Origin of the sequence: Mesorhizobium koreense (assembly GCF_031656215.1) — a bacterium.
In the GTDB taxonomy this organism is placed as follows: Bacteria; Pseudomonadota; Alphaproteobacteria; order Rhizobiales; family Rhizobiaceae; genus Mesorhizobium_L; species Mesorhizobium_L koreense.
The window spans coordinates 2662701-2677750 of sequence record NZ_CP134228.1; the positions used below are offsets into that span (position 1 = coordinate 2662701).

15 protein-coding genes are annotated in these 15050 nt (G+C 60.1%); 6 read left to right on the forward strand and 9 right to left on the reverse strand.

Annotated elements, in window-relative coordinates:
* Positions 1–16: 16 nt before the first annotated feature.
* Positions 17–889, reverse strand: a complete 873-nt coding sequence (locus RBH77_RS12690; RefSeq protein ID WP_311027956.1) for a S1C family serine protease — start codon at positions 887–889, stop codon at positions 17–19.
* Positions 890–1070: 181 nt separating this feature from the next.
* On the opposite strand from RBH77_RS12690, the gene RBH77_RS12695 reads away from it, so the two are divergent.
* Positions 1071–2027: a S1C family serine protease gene (locus RBH77_RS12695; protein WP_311027957.1), complete on the forward strand. Its 957-nt coding sequence runs from the start codon at positions 1071–1073 to the stop codon at positions 2025–2027.
* 213 nt (positions 2028–2240) lie between these two features.
* On the opposite strand, the gene RBH77_RS12700 is transcribed toward RBH77_RS12695, so the two are convergent.
* Complete coding sequence (locus RBH77_RS12700) at positions 2241–3248, reverse strand: GlxA family transcriptional regulator (protein WP_311027959.1); 1008 nt, start codon at positions 3246–3248, stop codon at positions 2241–2243.
* A 187-nt stretch (positions 3249–3435) separates the two neighbouring features.
* On the opposite strand from RBH77_RS12700, the gene RBH77_RS12705 reads away from it, so the two are divergent.
* The 3 genes from RBH77_RS12705 to RBH77_RS12715 are packed head-to-tail and all read left to right on the forward strand — an operon-like array spanning position 3436 to position 6133.
* The gene (locus RBH77_RS12705) at positions 3436–4350 is read left to right on the forward strand and encodes an NAD(P)-dependent oxidoreductase (RefSeq protein ID WP_311027960.1); all 915 of its coding nucleotides are present in this window, start codon (positions 3436–3438) and stop codon (positions 4348–4350) included.
* A 44-nt stretch (positions 4351–4394) separates the two neighbouring features.
* Positions 4395–5150 carry an SDR family NAD(P)-dependent oxidoreductase gene (locus RBH77_RS12710; protein ID WP_311027961.1) on the forward strand — a complete coding sequence of 252 codons (756 nt, stop codon included), beginning with the start codon at positions 4395–4397 and terminating at the stop codon, positions 5148–5150.
* Between the two features lie 11 nt (positions 5151–5161).
* Positions 5162–6133 (forward strand): formylglycine-generating enzyme family protein, encoded by a 972-nt coding sequence (locus RBH77_RS12715; protein ID WP_311027963.1) that lies wholly within the window; start codon positions 5162–5164, stop codon positions 6131–6133.
* A 6-nt stretch (positions 6134–6139) separates the two neighbouring features.
* Here RBH77_RS12715 and betC read toward each other — a convergent pair whose 3' ends face one another.
* From betC to RBH77_RS12745, 6 genes are all read right to left on the reverse strand, one after another.
* The gene (gene betC / locus RBH77_RS12720; protein ID WP_311027964.1) at positions 6140–7783 is read right to left on the reverse strand and encodes a choline-sulfatase; all 1644 of its coding nucleotides are present in this window, start codon (positions 7781–7783) and stop codon (positions 6140–6142) included.
* An 11-nt stretch (positions 7784–7794) separates the two neighbouring features.
* Complete coding sequence (locus RBH77_RS12725) at positions 7795–8607, reverse strand: amino acid ABC transporter ATP-binding protein (protein WP_311027966.1); 813 nt, start codon at positions 8605–8607, stop codon at positions 7795–7797.
* Entirely contained in the window at positions 8558–9211 is a 654-nt protein-coding gene (locus RBH77_RS12730) for an amino acid ABC transporter permease (RefSeq protein ID WP_311027967.1), read from the reverse strand. The genes RBH77_RS12725 and RBH77_RS12730 overlap by 50 nt, the downstream gene beginning before the upstream one ends.
* Complete coding sequence (locus tag RBH77_RS12735) at positions 9208–9885, reverse strand: amino acid ABC transporter permease (RefSeq protein ID WP_311027968.1); 678 nt, start codon at positions 9883–9885, stop codon at positions 9208–9210. Before RBH77_RS12735 ends, RBH77_RS12730 begins: the two co-directional genes overlap by 4 nt.
* Positions 9886–9926: 41 nt before the next feature.
* On the reverse strand, positions 9927–10766 hold the full coding sequence (locus RBH77_RS12740; protein ID WP_311027969.1) for a transporter substrate-binding domain-containing protein: 840 nt from the start codon (positions 10764–10766) through the stop codon (positions 9927–9929).
* A 331-nt stretch (positions 10767–11097) separates the two neighbouring features.
* Entirely contained in the window at positions 11098–12501 is a 1404-nt protein-coding gene (locus RBH77_RS12745; RefSeq protein ID WP_311027970.1) for an aminotransferase-like domain-containing protein, read from the reverse strand.
* A gap of 123 nt (positions 12502–12624) precedes the next feature.
* Between RBH77_RS12745 and RBH77_RS12750 the strand changes: the two genes are divergently transcribed.
* Positions 12625–13485 carry a DMT family transporter gene (locus tag RBH77_RS12750; RefSeq protein ID WP_311027971.1) on the forward strand — a complete coding sequence of 287 codons (861 nt, stop codon included), beginning with the start codon at positions 12625–12627 and terminating at the stop codon, positions 13483–13485.
* A gap of 127 nt (positions 13486–13612) precedes the next feature.
* On the opposite strand, the gene RBH77_RS12755 is transcribed toward RBH77_RS12750, so the two are convergent.
* Positions 13613–14527 carry a LysR substrate-binding domain-containing protein gene (locus RBH77_RS12755; protein WP_311027972.1) on the reverse strand — a complete coding sequence of 305 codons (915 nt, stop codon included), beginning with the start codon at positions 14525–14527 and terminating at the stop codon, positions 13613–13615.
* 101 nt (positions 14528–14628) lie between these two features.
* Between RBH77_RS12755 and RBH77_RS12760 the strand changes: the two genes are divergently transcribed.
* On the forward strand, positions 14629–15030 hold the full coding sequence (locus RBH77_RS12760) for a tautomerase family protein (RefSeq protein ID WP_311027973.1): 402 nt from the start codon (positions 14629–14631) through the stop codon (positions 15028–15030).
* Positions 15031–15050 lie beyond the last annotated feature (20 nt).

Sequence of the window (15050 nt, forward strand, 5' to 3'; positions counted from 1 at the left end):
TTCTGTCCCGTGCCGTTCAGGTCAACGGCTTCTCGCCGATGGTGATCGCCACTTCGCGCGCTTCGCCGCCGTGCAGCACGCCAAGCGTAACCGCAGCGCCGGCGCTGTCCGGGCCCAATTTGCGGATCAACTCGCGTGGCCCGCGAACAGGTTCGCCATTCCAGCCGGTGACGATATCGCCCAGCACGATACCGGCGGCCTTGGCTGGCCCATCCTCATCGATGCTCATCACCATGGCACCTTGCACGTCGCCATGCCGGATCGGGTGCAGCCCGGCGCCGAGATAACCGCGCGACACATGGCCCTTGCTTTTCAACGCTGCGACCGTGCGCTCGATCGTCTCATACGGGATGACCAGCGCTCGCCGGCGCGGGCCGAAGAGCAACATCCCGACCAAATGGCCTTTGGCGTCCAGCACCGGCCCACCTTCGAACCGGCCCCCGGCCATGACTGCAAGGTTGATGCGGCGGTCGATGACACCGCCGCGCATCGAGCGCCAAGCCGGTCCGACCTCGCCCACAGTTCCGAGAACGGCGAGCGGCGATGCACTATCCCGCCCGGCGGCAACGATAAGGTGGCCGGGGCGCACGAGGTCGGCTTTCTCAAGGGCAGGGGAGGCAGCATCCATTCCCGGTTTCAGCAACGCGATGCCGGTCGACGGATCCCGCCCGACCAGTTCGGCGCTCACAGTCTCGCCGGAAGCCAGGGTGAGTTGCTGTTCCTCGTCCGGTTCGACCACTTCCTCGGCTGCGACATAGAAACCATCGCCCCAATGAAAGGCGGTTGCCGTGCGGCCGTGCTGGGTCTTGAAGCTGGCGGTCAGCGGCGCGGCCTTTTCGGCTATGCCGGCGACCGCATCGGAAAAAGCGGCAAGATCGAAACTGCTCATCTCTCACTCCTGGGTTCAGGTCCTTCGGGACTTTAGATACCCGGATATGGCCGCACGGAATGGCGCTTCCTACTCGCCTGACGGCTAGGACCGGTCGTGACTGGCCATTCGGTCAGGTCGCAGCGCGACGGCGCACCTCGCACATATAGACATCCGCTTCCTGCCTTGCATGGAGACCCATATGGCTCTGCCCGCGTCAGAATTGCAGCCGGACGATGCCCGCCTGCTCGACGACTATTCCGCCACCGTCGCCGACGCCGTCGACCGGGTAGGCCCGGCCGTCTGCCGGATGGAACGCGTTGCCGACAGCCGCGCCGCCGGACAAGGATCCGGCTTCGTCATTGCACCGGATGGCCTGATCGTCACCAATTCCCATGTCGTCGGCGATGTGCAGGCTGTTCGTATCGCGATGCCCGACGGCACATCCACAGGGGGGCGTGTGCTCGGCCGCGATCCCGATACCGATATCGCCCTCGTGCGTGCCGATGGGCACTTTTCCGATATTGCGCCGCTGGGCAATTCGAAGCGTCTGCGCCGTGGCCAGATCGCCATCGCCATCGGCAATCCGCTCGGCTTCGAATGGACGGTGACGACCGGCGTTGTCTCGGCGCTCGGCCGCTCGATGCGCGCTTCGACCGGCCGCTTGATCGATGACGTGATCCAGACCGACGCAGCGCTCAATCCTGGCAACTCCGGTGGCCCGCTTGTGTCCTCGGCCGGCGAGGTGATCGGCGTCAACACCGCTATGATCCGTGGTGCGCAGGGCATCGCTTTCGCGGTCGCTTCCAACACCGCCAGCTTCGTCATCGCCGAAATCATCCGCTTCGGCCGCGTTCGCCGCGCGTTTATCGGCGTTTCGGCCGATACGGTCGCCTTATCGCGCCGCGCCGCGCTGCTGTCGCGGGTGACAAGCCGGACCGCCGTACGGCTGCGCTCGATCGAAGCAGAAGGACCTGCGGCGAAAGCCGGCCTCAGGGAAGGCGACATCGTCTCGGCAATCGACGGTCATGCCATTGGCGGCGTGGACGATCTCGTGCGCATGCTCACCGCCGAACGCATCGACCGGGAAACATTGTTCACGGTAGTCGGTGGTTCGGGGATCAGACAGGTGGCGGTAACGCCGTCTTCGCGCCGCTGATTTCCGTGTATCCGTAGACCGTGCGTTACCAATGCGTTGCCCGCTGTGGGCCGCAAAACACCTAAACGGCTGTCTCCGACCGGTTAGATAGGCCAAAGACCCTCGACCCGCGACTGGAGGTCCGTCTTGACCAGTCCAGCGTCATAGTCCCGTTAGTGCTGACCCTGGCTAACGCGAGTGTCCAGGAACCTCGTGGCCATTTTCAGGTCGCTATTACTCAAGCTGAACGGACTGCTTTTGACGCAGAGCGCCGGGTGTCGATCCGAATTGCGACCTGAAAAGGCGTGTGAAATGCGATTGATCTGAAAAGCCGCGATCAAAGGCGATCTGGGCGATCGATCGGCTGGAGTGAATTAACAGCGAATGGGCGAAGCGCAGCCGCAGCGATCGGGAGAAGCTCAACGGTCCCGAACCCACCGCGTCGACGAAACGCCGCTCCAGCTGGCGTGGGCTTAGCTGCGCTTCCCGGGCCAGTTCCTTGACCGACGGCGGGTTGCCGCTTCTTCGTTCGATCAGTTGAATTGCGCGGCGCACGCTCGGATCCCTAATGGTCGGGCCGTCGTAGAAGGGCAGCTGGTAATGGCTGTAGCTGCGCATGCGGTCGAGCCCCATGATGCTCACGGCCCTCGCTGAATCTCTGGCACCCCACAGACGCGATACGATGTAGATGGCGAGGTCTGCAGCCCACGTGCCGCCGGCGCAGGAAATAAAATTTCCCTCGATCAGAAAAATGGCGTCGATCGACGCTTTCAGATGAGGAAATTCGTCGACAAACTCGTGATGGTGAAACCAATGGATGCAGAAGCGTCGGTTCTCGAACAGGCCGGCCCGCGCCACGGCGAAGGTGCCGGTATCGAGAGCGATGAGAACCGTGTCGCCATCTATCTGCCGACGGACGAAGTTCTGAGCTGTCTTCGGTATGGCAGCCGCTCGACGGCCACCGACCACCACGAGAAAGTCTAGAGCGGAATTTTCCGAATAGGTCCGGTTCGCTGATACCGGAACGCCGGAACTGGAATGGAAGGTCGCATCGTTTTCTTCACCTAACACATACCATTCGCAGAAGAATTTTCCGGTAAGTACGCCGTGATCTTCCATCTGGCGCAGAACTTCCAGAAAGCAGCTGAAGGCGAGTAAGCTGAACTGCTCGGTCAAGATGAAGCCGAAGCGCAGTTTTCTCCCTTTCTCCGCCGCTATCGCGTCAATGCTACCCGGGGGCAATAGAGCGTTTCCCTTCGAGTCGGTACGGCGATGCACGAAACGGAGTCAACCGCCCGTCCGGGTTCCAAAAAATGACGGTTTCATTCTATTGGCGCACGACGCGGTGAGCAAGCATTCGCATGTTTGACGCCGTGCTGTTCCGGAGCCTTCTACAAGCCGGCCGGCCCGATACGAAAGGAATTCGAAGTTGTTAAAAGTCGCTCAGGTTGGGCTTGGAACGATTGGCAGTATTTTCGCTCGGCATCTTGCCGCCGAAGACATCGAGTCGACGGTGTTCGACCAAAACCCAGACCGCTATGTCGGGCTTCCTGAGACGGTGCGTTGCGCCGGGACGATCAGGGATGCCGTTTCTCAAGCGCAATACGTGCTCGTCTCTTTGCCTGACCCAAGTGCGGAACGCATCGCCATGCTGTCGGCAACCGGGATCATCGCGTCGGTCCAGCCCGGCACGGTGATCTTGGATCTGAGTACAATCGACCCCCAAACTGCCAGGGAAGCCTATGATATGGCCCGGCAGCGTGGCGTGCACTACGTTGAGGCACCGGTCAGCGGTGGCGAGCCTATGTCTGCCGGCACGGACGGCGCCCACAACCGCAATGTTACTTTCATGGCCGGTAGCGATGCGCAAAGCTTTGAAAAAGCCAAACCACTCATGGAAATGATTGGCAAATTTCCCATTCACATCGGGCCAGCGGGAAGCGGCGCGATCGTGAAGCTGATCAGCAACTACATCTCAGGTCTGCACAATGTCGTCGCCGCCGAAGGCTTCGCGCTCGGCAGGGCGGCCGGCATTGACCCTGAATTGATGTTGAAGGTGTTCGCGCATACGGATGCCAACAGCTACTGGTTGTTCAACTATTTCGCGCCGCGTATCCGTTCTGGAAATTTCGAGCCGGGCTTCTCGGTAGATCTGCAATACAAGGATCTACGTCTCGCTGATGAGCTTGCCCGCCAGCTGAAGGTTCCGATGCCGCTGAACGCGGCGGCAATACAGGTCTATCAGGTGCTGCGGGCGCGCGGCGATGGCGGCAAGGACCTGGTCGAGGTCGCAAACCTCATCGCCGAGTGGGCAGGGCTGGCCGACTATCGACAAGCTAAGTAACCCACAGGCGCGCCACGTTCGGCAAGACGAGGAGCGGCACCGCAATGAAAGGCAAAGTTGTTATCATCTCCGGTGGGGCGACCGGCATAGGCGCTGCGGCGGTCGAGTTGTTCGCGCGCAAGGGTGCCGTCGTCGCCTGCGTCGACCGCAATGAGACGCAAGGGCGTGAACTTGTCGCACGCATGAAGGCGGAGGGATTGGCCGCGGAGTTTTTCCTGGCCGATCTGACGATGCGTGCGGACATTGCCGCAGCGGTCGCGCAGATAGTGGAAAAGTTTGGCCCTCCCGACGCGCTTTTCAATCACGCTGGAACCATCGTCATCAAGCCATTTCTGGAAATCACGGACGATGACGTCGATTTCCTGATCAAAGCCAATCTGATCAGCATGATGGCCATGACCCAGACGGTCCTGCCGCACATGATCGAGAATGGAGGAGGGGCGATCGTGTGCATGTCCTCCATCTCCGCGGAACTTGCGACACCGATGGAAGTCCTCTACGGCGCGACCAAGGCCGGCTGCCAGATGTTTGCCAGAGGCATCGCCATCGAATTCCGGGATCGGAACATCCGCTGCAATTCCGTCAGCCCTGGCTTTGTTAAGACACCGCATGGCGAGCGCGAGTTGAAGGAACTCCAGGCACTAGGCGTTTCGGTCGATGAAGACGCGCTAGCGGAATTGCAAGGCAGGCTTTGCAAGCCTGTCGAAGTAGCCGAAGCCGTATTCTTCCTTGCCAGCCCAGCGGCGAGCTTTATCAATGGTGCCAATATCGTCGTGGACAACGGCTTCAGTGCGCAATGATGAAGCGCTGGATGGACCAGCCTGAATCCTCGGCGCATGGCAGGGGCGATCCTGATTGTTGCATGCCGGGTGCGGTGGGTGCGGCCAGGGAACCCGTTGAGAGGCTGTCTGGATTCCAGAAAGGGTATTATCCCGCAGAGCTGCTTTGCTCGATCGAGGCAGGCAAGGCGCTTCGGGGCACCAATTTCCCTATTTATTCGCGCGACGGCGAAAGTCCGTTGAGGGCGGTCGATATCCGGGCCTTTGCCATTGCAACTATTACCGTTACGAACGCACAATTTCGTTCCTTCGTGGAATCGACCGGGCACGTCACGGACGCGGAGAAGGCGGGTGGCGCCTTCGTGTTTCTCGGTGGGACTGGATCGAGCTTCGGCGCGAAACGTGTCTCGGGGATGCCGTGGTGGGCATTCGTGCCGGGCGCGTGTTGGCGCGCGCCGCTCGGTGCTGCGGACGAGGCGTGGTGCGACCCCGATCATCCCGTGACTCAGGTCAGTTGGACCGATGCGGCAGCCTATGCAGAATTCGTCGGCGGGCGACTGCCTAGCGAGGTGGAATGGGAGCACGCCGCACGGGGCGGGCTCGGTGACGTGCCCTATCCCTGGGGGACCGAGGAGCCAACGGACCGCGGCTCCTTTCCCTGCAATATCTGGCAGGGCGATCTTTCAACCGACAATCTTGCCTATGATGGCTGCGGACTGACGGCTCCAGCGCGATCCTTTGAGCCGAACGGCTACGGCCTCTACAACATGGTCGGCAATGTCTGGGAGTGGTGTGCTGACGCACGCCCGGCTGCCGATCTGGGCGGCAAAAGTGCGGGCGCTCCAAGGGCGCAGGCCGATCGGGCGGAGGATCGTGTTTTGAAAGGAGGATCCTTCCTGTGTCACGTATCGTACTGCCATCGCTACAGGATCGCGGCGCGGATGTTTCGCCCGCATGGCCTTGCGATCGGCCATGTCGGATTTCGCATCGCCTTCGATCTCTGAAGGACGCTATCTCAGAAACGACCGGGTCTCTTCGACCTGGCGGATCAACGCATTAAGCATATCTGGATCTCGGGAGAGATAGGCGATCGCTTTCGTATCATCGACACCGATGTTGATATCGTTGTGATGGATGCCGGCGTGATCACGCTTGAGAACGCCGACCATCAGCGCGCGCGCTATTACGATATCGATCGAGCTTGCCAGGTTGTTTCTGTAGTAGAGTCGATCGCCGTTGAAATCCGGCGTGTGATCCCAGGCCTTGTAGTCGCCTTCCCGCAATCCCTTCATCACAAACTGCCGCACGAGTTGGCTTTCCTTGACCCGCGCCGCCAATCCCGACAGGTTCCAGCGTTGTTCGGCGAGCTGGTGCAACTCTTCCAACAGTGACTGGAATTCCGGCTTTCCGGCCAGATTGTCGTGTTCCTCGGGATCGTTCGAAAGATCATAGAGCTGTGCGGGGTCGAGCGCGCAGTAGATGTATTTGTGGGGTCCCTTCTTCACCATATGGACGGTGGCCGGTGTCGTTTCGGACATGAGCTCAGCGTAGACGACGTCGCTTCGGCCATTGGAATTGCCGCCCAACAACCCGACAAGGCTCTGTCCGTCGACCGCGAAAGGGATCTCCGCCTGGGCAAATTCAGCAAGCGTCGGGAGCAGATCAATCAATGAGCAGTTCTGTGCAACACGCGCGGCGCCGGCGTGCCCTGGTGCATGCACTACGAAGGGAACTCGTGCCGACTGTTCGAAGAAGCTCCTCTTGAACCAGAGATCGCGCTCGCCAAGAAACTCCCCGTGATCGGAGGTGAGGATTACGATCGTGTTTTCGCCATATCCGCAACTCTCAAGCGTTTGCCGCAATTCGCCGATCTTGTCGTCGATATAGGAGATTGCGCCATAGTAGGCGTGACGTGCGGCGCGAACCGTATCTGCGCTCAGGCCCGCCTCGTCCATGCCGAAATGGGCGCGGATGCGCCGGCTGTGCGGATCTTCGCTTCGCGGCAGGTTCGGCATATCGATTTCTTCATCCGAGTACCGGTCCCAGTAGGGTGCGGTGATGGAGAAGGGATCGTGCGGATGCGTGAACGACACGGTCAGGAAGAACGGGCTCGCATCGCGCGAACGCGCGAGGTCGAACAGCCAGCGATTAGCGCGGAAAGCAACCTCGTCGTCAAAATCGACCTGTACGCTCCTTTGGCAGGAGCCTGCCTCCGTGACCACGCGCATTTCACCGGTGTTCGTACCGTGTTGGCGTTGCCAATCGGCCGTCCAGCTGAAGTCGCTTGGATAGATGTCGGTGGTGATCCGCTCTTCGAACCCGTGCAACTGGTCGGGACCGACGAAATGCATCTTCCCGGAAAGGCAGGTGCGGTAGCCGGCCGCGCGCAGAACGTGGGCCAGGGTCGGAACCGATGCCTGGAATTCCGCTCCGTTGTCGTAGACACCGATGGAGGACGCGAGGCGGCCGGACATCATCGAGGCGCGCGAGGGGGCGCACAGCGGATAGTTGCAGTACATGTTGTCGAAGACGATACCGGAGGCGGCGAGCGACGCCATATGCGGCGCCTTCACGACGCTATTGCCGTGAAACGGCATGGCGGAACAACACATCTGGTCGGTCTGGATCAGAACGACATTTGGAAGAAGGGGCATTGTGCGAAACCTCACATGGTCTTGCGATAGCGCTGGAGGAACTGACGGAGCCGGTCGGATTCGGCGTTCCACATCACGTCGGCGGCGGTGCCTTGTTCAGCGATACGGCCGCCCTCCATGAAGATGACCTGATCGGCGACCTGTTCCGCGAAAGCCATCTCGTGGGTGACGATGACCATCGTCATGCCTTCGGCTGCCAGTTGCTGGATGACTTCGAGCACCTCGCCGACGAGTTCTGGATCAAGCGCCGACGTCACCTCGTCCAGCAGCAGGACTTCAGGCTCCATCGCCAGCGCCCGCGCAATGGCCACACGTTGCTGCTGCCCGCCGGACAGGGTGCGGGGTAGGCGATCCGCCCAGTCGGCCAGGCCGACCTTGGACAACAGCGTCGAGGCGAGTTCGCGCGCGTCCGATCGCGGCTTCTTCTTCACCCGAATGGGTGCAAGCGCGACGTTGTCGAGCGCCGAGAGGTGCGGAAAAAGGTTGAAGCTTTGGAACACCATCCCGGCTTTTTGCCGCAGAGCGTTGATCTCGGTTTCGGAGCAGCGGACGCGATGGCCTTTGTCGTCCTGCCGATAGCCGACAGGATCCTCGCCGATATGAATGAAACCTTCTTGGAAGTCTTCGATGAAATTCATGCAGCGCAGCAATGACGATTTCCCCGAACCGCTTGGCCCGATAATGCCGGTTACGGTTTTCGCCGGCACAACGAGCGACACCGCGTCGAGAATGGTGAAGCTGCCTGCACGCTTGATGACCTGGTCGACTATGATGTTACGAGCCATTTTGAGCGCCAGTTGTTTTTGGGGCGAACCGACGCGCACAGAGCGATATCGGAAAGCAGATGACGAAATAGATCAGCATCACGCCGAAGAAGATGCTGAATGGTTCAGCCGTTCGCTCCACGACTTCCTTGGCCGCGTAGGTCAGTTCCCAGACGCCGACGATGGAGGCGTAGGCCGTGCTCTTGACGGCGATCACACTGATGTTGAGCCATGGGGCAACAGCGGCAGGCAGCGCCTGCGGCAACAAAACGGAACGCAGCGTTTCAAGCCGCGACATGCCGAGCGCGATTCCCGCTTCGTACTGACCACGCGGCAGCGTTTCCACGGCGCCACGGAAAACCTCGCTGTAGAAGCAGGCGACGTAGATCACCAGCGCAATTCCGACCGCCGTGGTGCCCGACAGATCGACTCCCACATTCGGCAGGAAGAAATACAGGACAAACATGCTCACCAGGACCGGCATCCCACGGATCGAGAACGTCATGGATCGCATCGCTGCGCGCACGGCGCTGCCTGCCAGGAGCAAGACGAGGGAAATCGCAAGGCCAAGCATTGTACCGAGGAGGATTGCAGCGATCGCGAGATAGGCCGTCACCTCCGCGCCTCGCAGGATATAGCCGACATTGTCGAAGAAGATCGTCATGCGACTCGCGGCTCCGCCCACTTCTCGAGCCGTGCCACAAGATACCCGATAATGATCGATAGCAGCACGTAGACCGACCCGATCATGATGAAGATCTCGAATGATGCTCCCGTGCTCTCGGTTAGAATTTTCCCCGAAAGCGTAAGATCGACCACGCCAATGGCAGACACGATCGCGGTGTCCTTGACGGCGATGATCAGTTGGTTACCCGTTGGCGCAAGGATGCGAAGCGCGGCCTGAGGCAGGAGAATGTCGCGCATGATCACGGAACGCGGCATGCCCAATGCCTTGCCCGCCTCGACCTGTACCGGCGAAACGGATCGAAGCCCGCTGATGATGACATCGGAAAAAAATGCGCCGTGCTGGATCGCAATTGCGATGACGCCGCAAGCGAAGCCGCTGATGCGCCAACCAAGCAGCGGCGAGCCGAAATAGAGGAAGAACATCTGCAGCAGTAGTGGTGTGTTGCGCAGAAATTCGACGATGGCGATCGTGACCCACCGGACAGGCCAGAACGGTGCCAGCTTGCTGGCGGCGAATATTGCGCCCGACACGACGGACGCGGGGAGCGCCAAGACGGCGATCCAGATCGTTATAACGACACCGTCTTGAAGTTTGGGCGCATTCAGCAAAACGAAGCGCCCAAAAAAGGTTATCGTGTCCAGAATATCCATCGACGACTATCCTCTCGGCGTCGTTGATGAAACAGCCTCGATCACTGCTGTTTCACGAAATACTTCGCGTGCTTCGGGCGTTCGCCAAACCATTTTTCGTAGATGTCGGCATACTGGTCGAACAGGGCACCGCCGGTCATTTCCGCGACCATGGTATCGAGAACCTGCCACCACTTGAAATCGCCGAGTTTCATGAAGATCGCGTTGTTCACGGGCGAACTGATGCGTTCATCGATGATCCGGATTTCGGGATTGTTCTTCACATACCAACGTGCGACGGGCGTATCGAGTTGTGCGGCGTCGACCCGGTTGGTCTTGACGGCGGTGAACTGGGCGGCGGTGGAATCAAAGACCACTTGCCCCGCCTTCGGAAAATACTTGTCCGCGCGAACCTTCTGAACGGGTGATGTCAGGAGGGCGGATGTATATTTCTCGTTGTTCAGATCGGAGAGGGACTTGATGTCGGAGTCGGCCCGGACGACGATTACGAAATCGCTATCGATATAGGGGCGTGTGAAGCCCACCCGCATGATGCGGTCGGGTTGAATGGTTGTGACCTGGATTCCGACGTCTATCTTGCCGGATTCGATATTCGGCCAACGGGCCGCGAATCCCTGTTTGACGAATTCGATCCTCTTGGGATCATCATCCCCGAAAATGGATTTGGCGAGCAGTCGGGCGATGTCGATATCGAATCCCGCCAGTTCACCCTTCTCGTCAATGAAGCCGAAAGGGGGAGCCTCGGACGTGACGCCGACGACGATCTTGCCGCTGGCTACTACCTTGTCATATACGGATTCCTGAGCTGCAGCATGGAGCGCACCTACGACCGTCAGTAAGGCAGCACTGGCCAATGCAGCTATCACATTTCTAAGGTTCACGGCTTGTTCCTCCACTATTTGCGGACCCAGCTTAGGTATGAACACGGACCGGCCTTAGAACGCATCCGACAAACTATGGAATGAAAACCTCGACGCAGCCGAGGCTGTCGGGGCTTTCGAATATTGGTGGTCGTCTCGACTGTGGCCGAACAGGAGGCGTTAGTACTATTCGCACCCGAGAGGGGGAATGGCCGCTCTGTTGAGGAATCCTTTGATCTCGGCGGAACTCAAGCGGATCCCGGTGGTGGAGCCGTTTGATATCGCTCCTTTACACGTGGCGGTTACGCCCAATGTAGGCCGTTCCGGGCTGACTGAACGAATCCAGAAGCGGTCATTCGCCGTCACGCACTTTCATCACGTGCTCGAGGGTAGAGAAGACGTGACTGTCACTCATCTGCGCCACATTGAAGCGAACGAATGGCGCGGCCGATTGTAATGTGCTGAACGCATTGCCGGGCGCAAGAATGACCCTACGCTCCATGCAACGTCGCGCAATTACTGTCGAATCGTGTCCATCGGGCAGCCGACACCAAAGATAGAAACCGCCTCTCGGCATGATCCAGGGCACGATGCCGAGTGCGGCGAGCCGATCCACGGCTTCAGTTCTGGCGTTGGCGAGACGCCGACGCACATCATCCATGTGCTTGCGATACGTCCCCCCGGCCAACACGCCGGCAATCAGTCCAGCCGCTATGGGACTGGAGCCGCCGAAGCTCGTGGCGACTTGCAGGTCGATCAGTCCTTCGATCCAGTCTGTCCTCGCCGCGATATAGCCGCAGCGCATCGAGGCCGAGAGCGTCTTGGAGAAACTGCCGATCCTGATAACCCGGTTGAGTCCGTCGAGAATAGCGAGGCGCGGTGACAGTATGGGCTCGAAGTCGGCGAAGATGTCATCCTCGACGATGGTCAGCCCATGGGCGGTGGCCGCGCTTAGCACCCGATGTGCGGTCTGGGGCGAGATGCTGGCACCGGTCGGATTATGAAGAGCGGAGTTTGTGATATAGAGGCGCGGATTCTCGTCGACCAGCGCTTGCTCGAAGGCGGATATATCTGGCCCGGTGGGCGTGAACGGAATACCGACGATCTTGACTTGATGCGCGCGAAGCAGCGCATGGAAATTGAAATAGCAGGGATCGTCAACGAGAACGGAGTCGCCCGGCCGCAGGAGCAATCGGCAGATCAGGTCGACGGCCTGGGTCCCCGAACCCGTCAGGAGGACCTGATCTGCCGTTGCCGCAATACCCTGATCCGCGAACTGGCGGATCAGGAGACGGCGCAACTCAAGTGAACCACGCGTGCTGCCATAATCCGACAGCACTGAATCATCGGCCCTGCTAAGCGCCCTCATCTCTTTTCGAAGTGCGGTATTCGGCATCCAGTCTGAAGGAAGCCATCCACAGCCGGGTTTGAGAACCGATGGGTCGGCATCAAGCGACTGCCTCGAAACCCAAAATGGATCAATATCGCGGTCGCGGCGCGGTCCCATCTCGGCCAACGACATGGGCGGGAGATCGGCTCCGGTCACATAAAACCCCGAACCCGGGCGCGCGCGGATGATCCCCTCCGCTTCGAGGCGGGCGTAAGCCTCGACAACGGTCGATGGCGATACGTTCATGGTCTTGGCGAAGCGACGGACCGAGGGCAAACGATCACCCGGAGCAAGCACTCTGTTCGCAATCTTCGTGCGAACAGAACGCATTAGCGCCTCCGTCCGCGTTATTTCGCCATCTGTCATAGCAAATCTCTACCCGCTGTATGGGTTGTTTATGCCATACAGATTTTGATAATCGTATCATACTGTTTCTGTTCGTTCGAGACTCAAGGCTATAGATGCTCGTCCTCTGAAAGTGAGGACGGCATGGACAAAAGAACGGCCGGGTGGGGTAGTGGCCTCCTCGGGGTCATCATATTCAGTGGTTCGCTGCCGGCGACACGCGTTGCGGTTCGGGACTTTAGCCCAATGTTTCTGACCTCGGCGCGCGCCGGACTAGCCGCCGTGCTTGGTGCTATCTTTCTCTTCGCGCTTCGCCAGCCCTTGCCTAAGCGGAAGGAGATCCTTCCTCTGGTAATCGTCGCCGTCGGCTGTGTTGTCGGTTTTCCCTTGCTCACCGCCCTCGCGCTCCAACACATCACCGCCGCTCACTCGATTGTTTTCATCGGCATGTTACCGCTGGCGACCGCAATCTTTGGCGTGGTGCGCGGCGGTGAGCGGCCGCATGCCCCGTTCTGGGTATTCTCGATCATCGGCGCGTCGGCTGTCGCGGGTTTCGCCCTCTATGGCAGCGGCGGCGGAACGCTAATCGGCGATCTGCTGATGGTCGCGGCGATCCTCGTATGCGGTCTCGGTTATGCCGAAGGCGCCACCCTGTCCCGCCGTCTTGGGGGCTGGCAGGTGATTTCCTGGGCCCTCATCCTATCGCTCCCGATCATTGGTATCCTGACCCTGATCACCTGGCCTGAAACACTCAGCAACGTCACGATTCCCGGTTGGATCAGCCTCGCCTATGTTTCAATCTTCAGCATGATGGTGGGCTTCATCTTCTGGTATCGCGGCCTTGCCCTCGGCGGTATTGCCGGGGTCGGCCAGCTGCAGCTTCTTCAGCCCTTCTTCGGGTTCCTGCTGGCGGCGATCTTCCTGGGCGAGCCCATCGCCTGGACAATGATTATATCTACCGTGATCGTTGTCGCATGCGTCGCTGGCGCGAAACGCTTTGCCTGAGCCTTCCCGGTTATGACCTCCTTGTCGCGAAGACAGCTACAAAGGCAAGCGGATCTTCAGTCCGCTTTCATGCTCATCGTTCCGAGAAGCGTGATGTCTCATTACAAATGGAGCCTTCCAGATTCGATCAGGCGGTGTGACCATTCGAAAGCCAACCCCGGATGAGAGTCTCGCCGAGAGCCTGGCTGATGATGGACGCCAGATGCTCTCCCGTCGGGCCGATGTCCTTGTTAGCCTTATGAAGCACAAGGCCGAGCTTCGGCAGCGCCGGCAAGCCGTGCGATACAGGGTCCAGTATCCGGATCGATGGCGGCCATCCCACTGGTGTCCGGAGGGCGATGCCGAGACCTGCCGCAGTCGCGGCCCAGAGGCCCGCCAGACTGGGGCTGACGAAAGCGACACGCCAGGACAGGCCCTGGCGGTCGAGGCTCTCGCAGGCAATCGTCCGCAACATGCATGGAGCCTCCAGCGCGGCTAGCGGAAGCGGCTCGCCGCCGTCAGCCTGCCAGTTCAGCGGCGCGTCGGCGGGACCGAGCCAACACAGCGGCAATGCGGCGAGTGTAGTCGCCGTCGGGCGAGGTATCCCGTCATCCCAGGCCAGCGCCAGATCGAGCCGGCCAGCCTCGACCATGTCGACCAGGTCCTGGTTGCGTCCGATCCGTCCCTCGATCCGGACCTTGGGATGGGCGCGGGCAAAGCGTCCCAGCACCTGCGGCAGGACCGTCTCGCCGAAATCCTCCTGAAGGCCGAGCCGGACCCAGCCTTCGAATTCGACGCCGCGCACCGCTGTCACCGCTTCGTCGTTGAGTTCGAGCAGGCGACGGGCATAAGAGAGCAGTGCCTCGCCGCCGTCCGTAAGGGCGAGACCGCGACCTGACTTGCGCACGAGCGCGACGCCGGCCTGCTCCTCCAGCTTCTTGAGTTGTGCGCTGACTGCCGAGGTCGAGCGTCCCAGCCGATCGGCGGCCCGCGCGAACGATCCCGCCTCCATGCCGGCGACGAAGCTGCGCAGGGCGTCCGTGTCGAGATTGGTGATTCGCATCGAAATCATCCCGGTAATCAGGACATATTGTCCTGAATAATTCTATTTTCAGGACGATAATGTGAGTGCATGGTGCCGATGTCAACCACGGAGGCAGATCAATGCCCTTCACACGCATCTCGCTACTGGCCGGAAAGTCACCCGACTATCTGGCCGCTATCACCGACAGTCTCGATCGTGCGATGGTCGAAACATTCGAGGTGCCCGAGACCGATCGCTTCGTCGCCCTTCATCAGCATCAGCCCGGCGAACTGGTCTTCGACCGCAACTACCGGGGCGGCCCCAGATCGGACGATTTCGTTCTGTTCCACGTCACCACAGGAAGAAATCGCTCCCACGAAACCAAGCAGCGCTTCTACGCGCGTTTGGTCGAACGCCTGGCTGCGAAACCTGGAATCCGCCCTGAGGACATAATGGTGATCATCGCCAACTCGACTTTCGAGGACTGGTCGTTCGCCTCCGGCATCTCGGCCGCTGCATCCACTGAGGAGGGAGTCCGATGAGCCGTCCCGACCCTATGCAG